This is a genomic window from Streptomyces sp. NPDC005799 (genome assembly GCF_040630525.1).
Taxonomy (GTDB): domain Bacteria; phylum Actinomycetota; class Actinomycetes; order Streptomycetales; family Streptomycetaceae; genus Streptomyces; species Streptomyces griseorubiginosus_B.
Window position 1 is genome coordinate 40,816 of record NZ_JBEXXQ010000022.1, and the last position, 13,558, is coordinate 54,373.

A 13,558-nucleotide genomic window follows, 5' to 3' on the forward strand; every position below is an offset into this window, starting at 1 on the left:
GAACTCATGAAAAAACCACCCATGGGCCCCTACCGGCCCGTCGACCCCCACCGTTTTCGGCCACCCCTGTCGAACCTACGGCCGAGTTGCGAAAGATTATCCGAGTTATGTGAAGGGCGTAAGAGTTGGTTGGACACGTACGGGAAGTAGATGACTCTATGTCCGTTATCTTCTGCGAAATGAGGGATAGCTAACAGGTTTCACATCCAGTGCCCCGGGCAAAACGTTCTGCCCTCTGATGGGAGGTGCTGATCGACGATCTCCGACCATCCAGGGGGCACCACATGACCAGTTCGAACTCACGACGCTCCGTCCTCAGATCGGCCCTCGCGGTGGGCGGCGTCGCCGTGTCCACCGCGGCGGTCTCCGCGGGTGACGCCACCGCCGTGGCGGCGGACGCGGGATGGGTGAACGTGAAGGACCACGGCGCCAAGGGCGACGGCACCACCGACGACACCGCGGCGATCCAGGCGGCACTGGACGCCTGCCGGCCGGGCAATGTCACCGTGCTCCCCGCAGGGGTGTACCGCACGAGCGCTCCGCTGCGCATCGGCCCGTATGTGACCCTCCAGGGTTCGCACGCCGGCGGTGAGTCCCAGCCGGGCGCCCAGAACCCGGTGGCCGGCCTGCGCCCCCTGCCCTCGTTCACGGGGCACGCCGTCGTCGAGATCCTGGACCAGCAGCTGGGGGGCTACTCGATCCAGGCCAACGCGCAGCGCGTCTTCTCGCTGTCCATCGACGGCTCCGACCTGCCGCGCGGTGGAGCGGAGATCGACGGCATCCGTGCCACGGGGCAGATCCAGCATCTGCAACTGCGCGACGTCCACGTCCGTGCGGTCACCGGCATCGGGATCAACACCTGGTACAACTTCGACGCCACGGGCGGCCCCCAGGCGCCGTTCTGCCTGCACTACGACCGCGTCTCCGTCCTGTGGACCGGCTCGCACGGCATCGTGCTGAACAACTCCACCGACTCCGTCTTCCACGACGTGTACGTCCTGGGGGTCGGCGGCTGCGGCTGGTGGATGTCGGGCGCGGGCAACTCCTCCTTCACCAGCTGCCGGGCGGAGTGGTCGAAGCTGCACGGATTCGACATCGAGTCCGTGCCCGGCGTGATCAAGATGGTCGCGTGTTCCACCGACCGGAACGGCTGGAACGGCATGTACGTCCACGCGACGGACACCACCGGGGTCCTCATGCTGTCGGCCACGAATCTCACCCGGGACGGCAAGAACAACGGCAGCGGTGGCGGCGGATACGCCGGGCTGGGGGTCGCGAGCTCGCAGTGCAAGGTCGTCGCCGACGGCCTGGTCGTCCTCACGGGCAAGGACGACGACGGAACGGGAGCCGTGAGCCCCCAGTACGGCGTGCGCGCCGACAACTCGGCCTACGTCGTGGTGAACTCGGGCCACCTTCAGGGCGTCACGTCCCCGTGGCAGAGCGGCTCCGGCAACACGAAGTTCGTGAAGGGCACGCTCGTCGGCACGGGCTGAGAACGCGCCGTTCCCGCTGACGATGCCGAAGCGAAACGCGCCCCATAGTGCCCAAAAACCTCAACTGATGATAGGAACAACCACTTAGTCTTCACGTTTGTGCCGTGCCCGTGACCGCTCCGGGTGCGAACCCGAGGGGGGTCCCGATTTGCCCGGGTTTTCCATGCCCGCACGCGGTGGCCGTCATCGCAACCGGCGGCGTACGTGGTTGTTGTCCGTCGTGGCCGCGGCCATCGCCGCGCTGATCGGCACGATGATCAGCCTGGTGGCTTCGTCGGCCCAGGCAGACCAGAACACGCAGGGTGTCGACAACCTGCGCACCAACTGGGACCAGGACGAATCCTCGCTCTCCCCGGCGGTCGTCCAGTCCTCCGCCTTCGGCCGGCTCTTCGCCACCCAGCTCGACGGTCAGATCTACGCGCAGCCGCTGGTCCTGGGCGACCAGGTGATCGCGGTCACCGAGAGCAACACCCTGTACGGCCTCGACCGCACCACCGGCGCGATCAGGTGGAGCAAGAACTACGGAGCGTCCTGGCCTGCCTCGGCGATCGGCTGCGGTGACCTGGTGCCCAACATCGGGGCGACCGCGACCCCCGTCTACGACCCGTCCACCAACGCCCTCTACTTCACCACCAAGGTCGACGACGGCACCTCCACGCACCGCCACCCGACCTGGCTGATGCACGCGGTGGACCCGGCCTCCGGCGCCGAGCGCCCGGGGTGGCCCGTCACCATCGCCGGAAGCCCCGTCAACGACCCGAGCACCCCCTTCGACGCCTACTACCAGCAGCAGCGCCCCGGCCTGCTCCTGATGGACGGCGTCGTCTACGCGGGCTTCGGTGCCCACTGCGACGCCTGGCCCTACCGCGGCTACGTCGTCGGGGTGAGCACCACCAAGCACAGCATCACCTCGATGTGGGCCACCACGACCGGGGTCGGCACCGGCGGCGCCGGCATCTGGCAGGCGGGCGGAGGTCTGGTCTCGGACGGGTCCGGCCGGATCTTCTTCAGCACCGGCAACGGCATCAGCCCGGCGCCCGGCCCGGGCAAGACCGTCCAGGGAACCCTGGCCGAGTCCGTCGTGCGCCTCCAAGTAGGCGCGGACAACAGCCTCAGCACGGCCGACTTCTTCAGCCCGAGCAACGCCGCCACCCTGGACCTCAACGACCAGGACATCTCCTCGGGCGCCCCGATGGCGCTGCCGGACGGCTTCGGCACCAGCGAGCACCCGCACCTGCTCGTCCAGCAGGGCAAGGACGGACGGGTGTTCCTGCTCGACCGCGACAACCTCGGCGGCATGGGCCAGGGCCCCCAGGGCGGTGACGCCGCGGTCAGCGTCTCCGGCCCCTACCAGGGCATGTGGGGCCACCCTGCGTTCTGGGGCGGCGACGGCGGCTACGTCTACGTCGTCGGCAACCAGGGTCCGCTGCGCGCCCTCAAGTACGGCGTGCGCAACGGCGGTACGCCCGCACTCACGCTCACCGGCCAGAGCCAGGACACCTTCGGCTACACCAGCGGCTCCCCCCTGGTCACGTCCAACGGCACGGACGACTCCAGCGCCCTGGTGTGGATGACGTCCGCGAGCAACGCCTCCGGTGCCAACGGCACCCTGCGCGCCTACAGCCCCACCCCCGACGGCAACGGCCTGCTCCAGCTGCTGTGGTCCGCGCCGATCGGCACCGCGACGAAGTTCAGCACACCGACCGCCGATCGCGGCAAGGTGTACGTCGGCACCCGGGACGGTGTGCTCTACGGCTTCGGCAGCCCGGCCAGAACCGCCCTGACCGCGGCCTCGCTGGACTTCGGCCAGGTCGGTGTGGGGGCCGCCGGTTCGGCCCGGATGACGCTGACGGCCACGCAGGACGTCAGCGTCACCGGACTCACCGCCTCCAGCGGGTTCTCGGTGGACCCGTCCGTCGTCCCGACCCCCGCGCAGCCCACGGCACTGGCGGCCAACGCCACCCTGGACGTGCCGATCAGCTTCGCCCCCACCACCACCGGCGGCATCAATGGCACGCTGACCGCGAACCTCTCGGACGGCCAGAAGCTGGTCTTCGCGCTCCACGGCGTCGGCACCAGGCCCGGCCTGGGAGCGGCACCCGCCGCCCTGGACTTCGGGGACGTGCCCACCGGCAGCACCTCGACGCTGAACCTCCAGGTGACCAACACCGGCACCGAACCGGAGACCATCAACGCGGTCGACTCCCCCGGCGGCGCCTTCTCCACCTCCGGACTGCCGAGCGCGGGGACGGTCGTACCGGCCGGTGGGTCCTTCGTGCTCTCGGTCACCTATACGCCGGTCGGCGAGCAGAACGACAGCGACGCGCTCGTGGTCAGCAGCAGCAGCGGCGGCACCCCGCACACGCTGAGCGTGCCGGTCAGCGGGACGGCCATCACGGGACAGGGACACCTCGAGTTCTCCACGAGTTCGCTGGACTTCGGCAAGGTCCCGATCGGCAGCTCGAAGTCGCTGTCGTTCACCATCACCAACACCGGCAACATCCCGGTGACGGTGACCAAGGCCAAGGCGCCGACGGGCGACTTCAACAGCCCGGTGCAGCTCTCGGAGGGCCTGGTCATCGGTCCTGAGCAGACCGCGGTGCAGAGCGTGACGTTCACTCCGCGGTCGGCCGCGGATCTGAGCGCCTCCTACGAGGTCACCGGCACCGGCACCGACGCCAACGGCAACGGCCAGGGCGCCATGTACGTGCAGATCAAGGGCACCGGTACCGGCACGGCGACGACCACCTCGACCGCCGACGGGCAGTGGCAGACCAACGGCTCGGCGGTGCAGGCCGACGGCGGCGGTGTCCAGCTGACCCCGGCGACGAGCAACCTGGCGGGCACGGCGGTGTACACCAAGCCGTTGCGCACCGACGGGCTGCGGGCCACCTTCACCACGAAGTTCGGTCCCGGCACCGGCGGGAAGGGCATGACGCTCGCTCTGCTGGACCCGGTCCAGAACTCCGCCTCGGCGCTCGGCGGCGCCGGCGACGGCCTCGGCGTCGCGGGACGACCGGGTACGGTGGTCGCGCTCGCCACCGCCTGGAACGACACGCTCAAGGCCCAGAACTTCGTCGGCGTCGGCCGCAGTTCGGCCGGCTCCTCGACGATCGACTACCAGTCGCTGGTCCGCCTCAGCACCTCACTGCGCCAGGGCACGCACCAGGTCGACGTCCAGGTGGCCGCCGGTCATCTGTACGTCTGGGTCGACGGGACACAGGTGTCGGACACGACGCCGACGTTGACGTCCACCGCGCTCCTCGCCTTCTCCGGCGCCACGGCCGCCAGTGCCGACGTGCAGACGGTGAGCGGTCCGGTCATCGCCCAGGGGCCGGCAGCTGCCACCTCGCTCCATCTCACCGCCCCGAGCGCGGCCGTCCCCGGCCGACCGCTGACCGTCACCGGCACCCTGACCTCGACCGCGGCGCTCCCCGCAGGTCAGCCGGTACACATCACCCGGAACGGGACGGCGCTCCCCGACGTGACGACGAAGGCGGACGGCTCCCTCACCTTCACCGACACCCCGCCGGCCGAAGGCACCTACACCTACGCCGCGAGCTACGCCGGGGACACGACCCACGACCCGGCGAGCACGACGAGCCTCGTCCAGGCGTCGAAGCTGGCCACCACCGTCGGTCTGACGGCCCCGGCCACGTCCACCCGCGCGCAGAAGCTGACCGTGTCCGGCACGGTCTCCGGCGCGCCCTTCGCCACCGGCGGGGTCGTCAAGGTGACCAAAAGCGACCTCGGCCACACCTCCGGCACCGCACTCGCCGACGCCAAGGTCGCCGCGGACGGTTCGTTCTCCTTCTCGGACACCCCGCAGATCGGTGGCGCCAACACCTACAAGGTGACCTACGGCGGCGACGTCTCGCACCTGGCAAGCAGCACCAGCGCCACCGTCCAGGTCTCCCGGACCGCGACGTCCCTGACCATCGCGACCGACCACGCGACGTACGCGTACGGCCAGACCGCGAAGATCACCGCTCACCTCGGTATGACGTACAACAAGCGGACGGTGGCGATCTACGCCCAGCCGTTCGGCGGCACGTCGGTCCTGGTGAAGTCGGGAACGGTGGACAGCAACGGCAACCTGGCCGGGTCCTACAAGCTCACCCGCAACACCACGTTCAGCGCGGTGTTCGCCGGTGACTACCGATACGCCCCGAAGACCGTCGCCCGAACCGCGCAGACCCAGGTACGGGTCTCGGAGACGCTCTCCGGCTACTACACGAGCACGCACTACGGCAGCACCCTCTACCGGGTGTACCACCACACCGCCAACGAGCAGTTGGACGTCACCGTCGCGCCCAACAAGGCCGGCCAGTGCGTCAAGTTCCGGGTGCAGCGGTACTACAGCGGTGCCTGGCACACGCAGAGCACCTCGTCCTGCGCGGCCCTCAGCTCCAGCAGCACCGGCCGCCAGAAAATGTCCCTCACCAACGGGCTGAACAACAGGTACCGGGTGGCCGCGCAGTACGTGCACAGCAGCCGGGACAACACCAACCTCGACACCTGGGGCGCCTGGCAGTACTTCACCGTCAAGCAGTGAGCACGAGCACCGCCCCCGGCCACCCGCCGGGGGCCGTGCTCCCTCTCAACACCCGCCGCACCCCGGCAACGACCGCTTGTTGCGCGCCTCCTTGTTGCGCGCGGCCAGCAACTCGTCCGCCGGATAGCCGACTTCCTCCAGCGTCAGCCCGTGCGGCCGTACGACGTGCACGGCCGAGTCCCGTACGCCGGCGGCCAGCACCTTGGCCGGCCAGTCCGGCCCGCGGTGCCCGTCCCCCACGAACAGCAGGGCCCCGATCAGCGAGCGCACCATGTTGTGGCAGAAGGCGTCGGCCCGCACGGTGGCCGTGATGATCCCGTCCGCCCCCCGCTCCAGGCTCAGCTCCTGCAACGTACGGATGGTGGTGGCCCCCTCCCGCCGCTTGCAGTAGGCGGCGAAGTCGTGCTCCCCCAGCAGCCCCCGGGCCGCCTCGTTCATGGCGTCGACGTCGAGCGCCCAGTCGTGCCACAGCACATGGTTGCGCAGCAGCGGGTCCACTCCCCCGGGGTTGTCCGTCACCCGGTACGCATAGCGCCGCCAGACGGCCGAGAAACGGGCGTTGAAGCCCTGGGGCGCCTCCCGAAGCGCCCACACCCGCACATCCCGCGGGAGCCGCCCGGCGAGCCGCTTCAGCAGCTTCTCGTGATGCTCACGCCAGACCGCCTCCGGCAGATCCACATGCGCCACCTGCCCCCGCGCATGCACCCCGGCGTCCGTCCGCCCGGCCACGGTCAGCTCGTACGAGACGTCCCCCGACCGCGTGACGGTCCGCAGAGCATCCTCGATCTCCCCCTGCACGGTCCGCCGCCCCCCGGCCTGCTTGGCCCACCCGGAGAACTCGCTCCCGTCATAGGACAGGTCAAGACGGACACGGACGGACCCGGGCTGTACTTCGTCACTCACACGGAGATCCTCTCAGGAACACGAAAGCGGGCCCGCTCCTCAAGAGGAACGGGCCCGCAACGCCCTGTCTTTCAGGGGCGCGGGGCTGTGCTGAATGTGCGGCTCCGCCGCGTGGGCGCGACAAGCCACCACGAACCCGCAGCCGCAAGCCGAACAGCACCCCGCAGACGCTTACGCGTCCTTGGACTCCTCCGCGGCGTCCTCAACCTCGGCGTCCTTGGTCACATCGACCTTGGTCTCCTCGGCAACCGGAGCGGCAGCGGCCTCCGCGTCCTTCGCGGCACGCTTCGTCGCGGCCTCCGCCTCACCCGTGGCCTGCTGCGCAACCGTCAGCGCCTCGACCAGCTCGATGACAGCCATGGGCGCGTTGTCGCCACGGCGGTTACCGATCTTGGTGATGCGGGTGTAGCCACCCGGACGGTTCTCGTAGCGCGGGCCGATCTCGGTGAAGAGCGTGTGGACGACGCTCTTGTCCGTGATGACCTGCAGCACCTGGCGGCGGTTGTGAAGGTCGCCCTTCTTCGCCTTGGTGACCAGACGCTCGGCGTACGGGCGCAGGCGGCGGGCCTTCGCCTCGGTGGTGGTGATACGGCCGTGCTCGAAGAGCGACTTCGCGAGGTTCGCGAGGAGCAGCTTCTCGTGCGCGGCGCTGCCGCCCAGACGGGCACCCTTGGTGGGCTTCGGCATTGTTCTTCTCCTGTGTGTCTGCCCCGGCCGTGTCAGGTACCGGGGTCAGGAACCCGATGAGCGGACGCTCACCGGCATCAACCGATCAGGTACTGCTGGGTACTGCTCAGTACTGCTCGGTCTCCACGAAACCCGCGTCCGCGTCGTCGTCGGCGCCGAAGGCGTCGGCAGCGGCCGTGGGGTCGAATCCGGGCGGGCTGTCCTTCAGGGCCAGGCCCATGCCGGCCAGCTTCGCCTTGACCTCGTCGATGGACTTCGCACCGAAGTTGCGGATGTCCAGGAGGTCGGCCTCGGAACGCGCCACGAGCTCACCCACGGAGTGGATGCCCTCGCGCTTGAGGCAGTTGTAGGAGCGGACGGTCAGCTCGAGCTCCTCGATCGGAAGCGCGAGGTCGGCCGCCAGCGCCGCGTCCGTCGGGGACGGGCCCATGTCGATGCCCTCGGCGTCGATGTTCAGCTCGCGGGCGAGACCGAACAGCTCGACCAGGGTCTTACCGGCGGAGGCCATGGCGTCACGGGGACGCATCGCCTGCTTGGTCTCGACGTCGACGATCAGCTTGTCGAAGTCGGTGCGCTGCTCGACACGCGTGGCCTCGACCTTGTACGTGACCTTCAGCACCGGGCTGTAGATGGAGTCGACCGGGATGCGGCCGATCTCCTGGCCCACCTGCTTGTTCTGCACGGCGGAGACGTAACCGCGGCCACGCTCGACCGTGAGCTCCATCTCCAGCTTGCCCTTGCCGTTGAGCGTGGCGAGGACCAGGTCGGGGTTGTGCACCTCGACACCGGCCGGGGGCGCGATGTCGGCGGCGGTGACCAGACCCGGGCCCTGCTTGCGCAGGTACATCACGACCGGCTCGTCGTGCTCCGAGGAGACGACCAGCTGCTTGATGTTGAGGATCAGGTCGGTGACGTCCTCCTTGACGCCCGGCACGGTGGTGAACTCGTGCAGGACGCCGTCGATGCGGATGCTGGTGACAGCGGCACCGGGGATCGACGACAGGAGGGTGCGGCGGAGCGAGTTGCCGAGGGTGTAGCCGAAGCCCGGCTCCAGCGGCTCGATCACGAACCGGGAGCGGAACTCGTCGACGACCTCTTCGGTCAACGAGGGACGCTGAGCGATCAGCATGTGTGGATCAGATCCTTCTTTCGTGGACGCCCGCTATTTGACGCCCGACGGAAACCGCGCCCATGAAAGACGCGGGTACTGCAAGGGTACGGGCGGTACGGCCTCGTACGAGAGCCATACCGCCCGAAAGCCCGAAAAGCGACCGCGTCAGACGCGACGACGCTTCGGCGGACGGCAGCCGTTGTGCGGGGTCGGGGTGACGTCCTGGATGGAGCCGACCTCGAGGCCCGTGGCCTGCAGGGAGCGGATGGCGGTCTCACGACCGGAACCCGGGCCCTTGACGAACACGTCGACCTTGCGCATGCCGTGCTCCTGGGCGCGGCGGGCAGCCGACTCGGCGGCCATCTGCGCGGCGAACGGCGTGGACTTCCGGGAGCCCTTGAAGCCGACGTGGCCGGCGGAGGCCCAGGAGATCACGTTGCCGGACGGGTCCGTGATGGAGACGATCGTGTTGTTGAACGTGCTCTTGATGTGCGCGTGGCCGTGAGCGACGTTCTTCTTTTCCTTGCGGCGCACCTTCTTGGCAGCGCCCTGACGACCCTTGGGGGGCATGTAGAAATCTCCTACGGGAGGTGGTCGGTCCTACGGCAGCTGGTGGGACCGCTGCGAGGACTACTTCTTGCCCGGCTTCTTCTTGCCGGCGATGGCGCGACGCGGGCCCTTGCGGGTGCGGGCGTTGGTGCTGGTGCGCTGACCGCGGACGGGCAGACCACGACGGTGACGGAGACCCTGGTAGCAGCCGATCTCGACCTTGCGGCGGATGTCGGCCTGGATCTCGCGACGGAGGTCACCCTCGGTCTTGATGTTGTTGTCCACGTACTCGCGGATCGCGACGAGCTGCTCTTCGCTCAGGTCACGAACACGGGTGTTCGGGTCGATGCCCGTCTCTGCCAGCGTCTGCTGAGAGAGCGTCCGGCCGATGCCGAACACGTAGGTGAGGGCGACCTCCACGCGCTTTTCGCGCGGGATGTCAACACCGGAAACGCGTGCCATTCAATGGCTCCTGGTGGTCTTCGGAGGTCTTCCACAGGATCGGTTCCCGGCCGCCGTATCAGGTACGAACCGGGTCCCCGGCCTCCGAACCGGGGGTGTCAGCCGGGCTGCCGCCCGTCTGGATCCTGCGTATGAACATATTCAGCTCGCGTCGCGCGAAGCCCTGCGAAACCGCAGAGGGAGGTCGTTACGTCAGCCCTGGCGCTGCTTGTGGCGCGGGTTCTCGCAGATGACCATGACCCGGCCGTGACGGCGGATCACCCTGCACTTGTCGCAGATCTTCTTGACGCTCGGCTTGACCTTCATGGGATCGAGGTTCTCCGAGTCAGAGGGATCTACTTGTAGCGGTAGACGATCCGGCCACGCGTCAGGTCGTACGGAGACAGCTCCACCACGACCCGGTCGTCAGGGAGGATGCGGATGTAGTGCATACGCATCTTGCCGCTGATGTGTGCCAGGACCTGGTGGCCGTTCTGGAGCTCGACCTTGAACATGGCGTTCGGAAGAGACTCGACGACAGTGCCCTCGATCTCGATGGCACCTTGCTTCTTGGCCACGCTTCGCCCTTCGAATCGACTACCTTGATCGACTCTCCCGCTGTGCCCCTGCGGGCGCATGCGGACATGCGGATGCACGAGAGCCGACGAGTCAGTCTACGTCAGCGCATCCCGAAAGACGAATTCACTGTGGGTCCACGGCCTTCTCATGACGATGCCCCACCCGTCGGCATGGTATGCACGGCGGGCGGGGCGGGCTCGGGCCGGCTCAGCCCAGCGGGTCGGGCGCCGCCGTGACCCCGTGTTCCGCCAGCTTGGCCTTGCCGCCGTCCGGGGACGTGAGGACCAGGGGGCCCTGCTCGGTCAGGGCGACCGAGTGCTCCCAGTGCGAGGACCAGGTGCCGTCCGTGGTGATGACCGTCCAGTCGTCGGAGAGGACCTCGGTCTTCGGGGTGCCCAGGGAGACCATCGGCTCGATGGCGAGGCAGAAGCCCGGGACCAGCTTGGGCCCCTTGCCGCGGCGGCGGTCGACGTAGTTCAGCAGGTGCGGGTCCATGTGCATCTCGGTCCCGATGCCGTGGCCGCCGTAGTCCTCGATGATCCCGTACTTGCCGCCGCCCGGCTTCGGCTGGCGGCGGATGTACGTCTCGATCGCCCGGGAGACGTCGACCAGCCGGCTGCCCTGCTTCATGGCCGCGATACCGGCCCACATCGACTCCTCGGTCACCCGGGAGAGTTCGATCAGTTCGGGAGCGTGGCCCGAGCCCACGAAGGCGGTGTAGGCCGCGTCCCCGTGCCAGCCGTCCACGATCGCGCCGCAGTCGATGGAGATGATGTCGCCGTCCTTGAGGACCACGTCCTCGGACGGGATGCCGTGGACGACGACCTCGTTGACGGAGGTGCAGATTGTCGCCGGGAAGCCGCCGTACCCGAGGAAGTTGGGCTTGGCGTTGTGCTCGGCGAGCACCTTGCGCGCGACCTCGTCCAGATCCTTGGTGCTGGCTCCGGGCACCGCCGCCTCACGGGTGGCCGCGTGGATGGCGGCGACGACCAGCCCCGCCTCCCGCATCTTGGCGATCTGCTCGGGGCTCTTGATCTGCACCATGGGGGCCTGCGCTCTCCGTCTGCTTCCGCTGCTGCTCACTGCGTCAACCGGTTACCAACACAACAGTACGGCCGTGACGCCCTCTCGGGTGCCACGGCCGTCACTGGCTGACGGTTACTTGCCGTCGTCCTCGCGCTTGAGGGCCTCCAGGGCCCGCTGCGTGACCTCGTCCACCGGGCCGAGGGACGAGATCGTGACGACCAGGCCCTGCGACTTGTAGTAGTCGATGATCGGCTCGGTCTGCGTGTGGTAGACCTCGAGCCGGGTGCGGACCGTCTCCTCGGAGTCGTCGTCCCGCTGGTACAGCTCACCGCCGCAGACGTCGCAGACGCCTTCCTTCTTCGGCGGGCTGTACGTCACGTGGAAGACGTGCGAGGAGTCGTTGCGGCAGATACGGCGGCCGGCGATCCGCTTGACGACCTCCTCCTCGGGGACTTCGAGGTCGAGTACCGCGTCCAGCTTGATGGCCTCGGTCTTCAGCAGCTCGTCCAGCGCCTCGGCCTGCGAGACATTGCGCGGGAAACCGTCGAGCAGGAAGCCGCCCTGGGCGTCCGGCTGCTCCATGCGGTCCTTCGCCATCGCGATGGTGACCTCGTCGGGGACGAGATTGCCGGCGTCCATGTAGGACTTCGCGAGTTTCCCGAGCTCCGTCTGCTGGCTGATGTTGGCCCGGAACAGGTCGCCCGTGGAGATGTGCGGGATGCGCAGTTTCTCGGCAAGGCGAACGGCTTGCGTTCCCTTGCCGGCTCCCGGCGGCCCGACGAGGACGATTCGCATCAGCGGAGGAACCCTTCGTAATTGCGCTGCTGGAGCTGGCTCTCGATCTGCTTCACCGTCTCGAGACCCACACCCACGATGATCAGGATGCTCGTCCCGCCGAAGGGGAAGTTACCGGTTGCCCCGAACCCGACCAACGCCATCGTTGGAACGAGAGCGATCAGACCCAGATACAGCGAACCCGGCCAGGTGATCCGGTTGAGCACGTAACTCAGGTACTCAGCGGTCGGTCGGCCAGCCCGGATGCCCGGGATGAAGCCACCATACTTCTTCATGTTGTCGGCGACTTCCTCGGGGTTGAAGGAGATCGCCACATAGAAGAACGCGAAGAAAACGATCAGCAAGAAGTAGCTGACCAGGTAGATCGGGTGGTCGCCCTTGGTCAGGTTGTCGTTGATCCAGACCTTCCAGCTGGAGTTCCCGCCGGAGAACTGCGCGACCAGCGCCGGGATGTAGAGCAGCGACGACGCGAAGATGACGGGGATCACACCCGCCTGGTTGACCTTCAGCGGAATGTACGTCGACGTACCGCCGTAGGAACGGCGGCCGATCATGCGCTTCGCGTACTGCACCGGGATACGGCGCTGGGCCTGCTCGACGAAGACGACCAGACCGACCATGACCAGGCCGACGAGGATGACGGTGCTGAACTCGATCCAGCCGTCGGCCAGCTTGCCCTGCTTCTTGATGGCCCACAGCGCGGACGGGAAGGTCGCCGCGATCGAGATGAACATCAGGATCGACATGCCGTTGCCGATGCCGCGGTCGGTGATGAGCTCACCGAGCCACATGACGACGGCCGTGCCGGCCGTCATGCAGATGACCATCGTGATGGTGGTGAAGATCGAGCGGTCCGGCACGATCTGGCTGCCGACCGAGCACTGGCCGAAGAGCGCGCCGCTGCGGGCGGTGGCCACCAGGCCGGTGCCCTGCAGGATGGCGAGGGCCACCGTCAGGTAACGGGTGTACTGCGTGATCTTCGCGGTACCCGCCTGGCCCTCCTTCTTCAGGGCTTCCAGGCGCGGGATCACCACGGTCAGCAGCTGCAGGATGATGCTCGCCGTGATGTACGGCATGATGCCGAGAGCGAAGATCGTGATCTGCAGCAGCGCGCCACCGCTGAACATGTTGATCATGCCGAAGAGCCCCTGGTTGCCAGAGGCTTCCTTTACGCACTGCTGAACAGACGTGTAGTCGACGCCAGGGATCGGAATGTGGGTACCGACCCGGTAGACCACGATGATGCCCAGCGTGAAGAGCAGCTTCTTGCGCAGGTCGGGCGTTTTGAACGCCCGGGCGAACGCGGTGAGCACGGTGCCTCCTGCGACCCCCGCGCAACTGCGTCAAGGGTGACGGTCTTGAGGTTCGACGGATACGAATAACGAACGGTGCAGGCTACCTTACCGGCGGCACAGCTCC

12 protein-coding genes are annotated in these 13,558 nt (G+C 67.9%); 2 read left to right on the top strand and 10 right to left on the bottom strand.

Annotated features, from left to right (window positions below; all coding sequences use genetic code 11):
- The first annotated feature begins 284 nt into the window (after positions 1-284).
- Positions 285-1,493, top strand: coding sequence for a glycosyl hydrolase family 28-related protein (locus ABZ453_RS22285; protein WP_359016895.1), 1,209 nt, complete (start codon positions 285-287; stop codon positions 1,491-1,493).
- 220 nt (positions 1,494-1,713) lie between these two features.
- Complete coding sequence (locus tag ABZ453_RS22290; protein ID WP_359016897.1) at positions 1,714-6,048, top strand: choice-of-anchor D domain-containing protein; 4,335 nt, start codon at positions 1,714-1,716, stop codon at positions 6,046-6,048.
- 45 nt (positions 6,049-6,093) lie between these two features.
- On the opposite strand, the gene truA is transcribed toward ABZ453_RS22290, so the two are convergent.
- The 10 genes from truA to secY form a co-directional block, all read right to left on the bottom strand.
- Complete coding sequence (truA, locus tag ABZ453_RS22295; RefSeq protein WP_359016898.1) at positions 6,094-6,951, bottom strand: tRNA pseudouridine(38-40) synthase TruA; 858 nt, start codon at positions 6,949-6,951, stop codon at positions 6,094-6,096.
- A 171-nt stretch (positions 6,952-7,122) separates the two neighbouring features.
- Entirely contained in the window at positions 7,123-7,638 is a 516-nt protein-coding gene (gene rplQ / locus ABZ453_RS22300; RefSeq protein WP_359016900.1) for a 50S ribosomal protein L17, read from the bottom strand.
- A 106-nt stretch (positions 7,639-7,744) separates the two neighbouring features.
- Positions 7,745-8,767, bottom strand: a complete 1,023-nt coding sequence (locus ABZ453_RS22305; protein WP_003966937.1) for a DNA-directed RNA polymerase subunit alpha — start codon at positions 8,765-8,767, stop codon at positions 7,745-7,747.
- A 147-nt stretch (positions 8,768-8,914) separates the two neighbouring features.
- Complete coding sequence (gene rpsK, locus ABZ453_RS22310; RefSeq protein WP_003956432.1) at positions 8,915-9,319, bottom strand: 30S ribosomal protein S11; 405 nt, start codon at positions 9,317-9,319, stop codon at positions 8,915-8,917.
- 60 nt (positions 9,320-9,379) lie between these two features.
- On the bottom strand, positions 9,380-9,760 hold the full coding sequence (rpsM, locus tag ABZ453_RS22315; RefSeq protein ID WP_020135802.1) for a 30S ribosomal protein S13: 381 nt from the start codon (positions 9,758-9,760) through the stop codon (positions 9,380-9,382).
- 192 nt (positions 9,761-9,952) lie between these two features.
- Positions 9,953-10,066: a 50S ribosomal protein L36 gene (gene rpmJ, locus ABZ453_RS22320; protein ID WP_003998809.1), complete on the bottom strand. Its 114-nt coding sequence runs from the start codon at positions 10,064-10,066 to the stop codon at positions 9,953-9,955.
- A 29-nt stretch (positions 10,067-10,095) separates the two neighbouring features.
- Positions 10,096-10,317 (bottom strand): translation initiation factor IF-1, encoded by a 222-nt coding sequence (gene infA / locus ABZ453_RS22325; protein WP_003948620.1) that lies wholly within the window; start codon positions 10,315-10,317, stop codon positions 10,096-10,098.
- Between the two features lie 208 nt (positions 10,318-10,525).
- Positions 10,526-11,362, bottom strand: coding sequence for a type I methionyl aminopeptidase (gene map / locus ABZ453_RS22330; RefSeq protein WP_359016902.1), 837 nt, complete (start codon positions 11,360-11,362; stop codon positions 10,526-10,528).
- A 114-nt stretch (positions 11,363-11,476) separates the two neighbouring features.
- On the bottom strand, positions 11,477-12,139 hold the full coding sequence (locus ABZ453_RS22335; RefSeq protein ID WP_359016904.1) for an adenylate kinase: 663 nt from the start codon (positions 12,137-12,139) through the stop codon (positions 11,477-11,479).
- A complete protein-coding gene (gene secY, locus ABZ453_RS22340) occupies positions 12,139-13,452 on the bottom strand; it encodes a preprotein translocase subunit SecY (RefSeq protein WP_359016906.1) in 1,314 nt (437 codons plus the stop codon). Before secY ends, ABZ453_RS22335 begins: the two co-directional genes overlap by 1 nt.
- Positions 13,453-13,558: the final 106 nt, after the last annotated feature.

Excerpts from the sequence above, each read along its gene's own strand:
- ABZ453_RS22285 (WP_359016895.1), top strand. The coding sequence starts at position 285 with ATGACCAGTTCGAACTCACGACGCTCCGTCCTCAGATCGGCCCTCGCG.
- rplQ (WP_359016900.1), bottom strand. The coding sequence starts at position 7,638 with ATGCCGAAGCCCACCAAGGGTGCCCGTCTGGGCGGCAGCGCCGCGCAC.
- ABZ453_RS22305 (WP_003966937.1), bottom strand. The coding sequence starts at position 8,767 with ATGCTGATCGCTCAGCGTCCCTCGTTGACCGAAGAGGTCGTCGACGAG.
- rpsK (WP_003956432.1), bottom strand. The coding sequence starts at position 9,319 with ATGCCCCCCAAGGGTCGTCAGGGCGCTGCCAAGAAGGTGCGCCGCAAG.
- rpsM (WP_020135802.1), bottom strand. The coding sequence starts at position 9,760 with ATGGCACGCGTTTCCGGTGTTGACATCCCGCGCGAAAAGCGCGTGGAG.
- rpmJ (WP_003998809.1), bottom strand. The coding sequence starts at position 10,066 with ATGAAGGTCAAGCCGAGCGTCAAGAAGATCTGCGACAAGTGCAGGGTG.
- map (WP_359016902.1), bottom strand. The coding sequence starts at position 11,362 with ATGGTGCAGATCAAGAGCCCCGAGCAGATCGCCAAGATGCGGGAGGCG.
- ABZ453_RS22335 (WP_359016904.1), bottom strand. The coding sequence starts at position 12,139 with ATGCGAATCGTCCTCGTCGGGCCGCCGGGAGCCGGCAAGGGAACGCAA.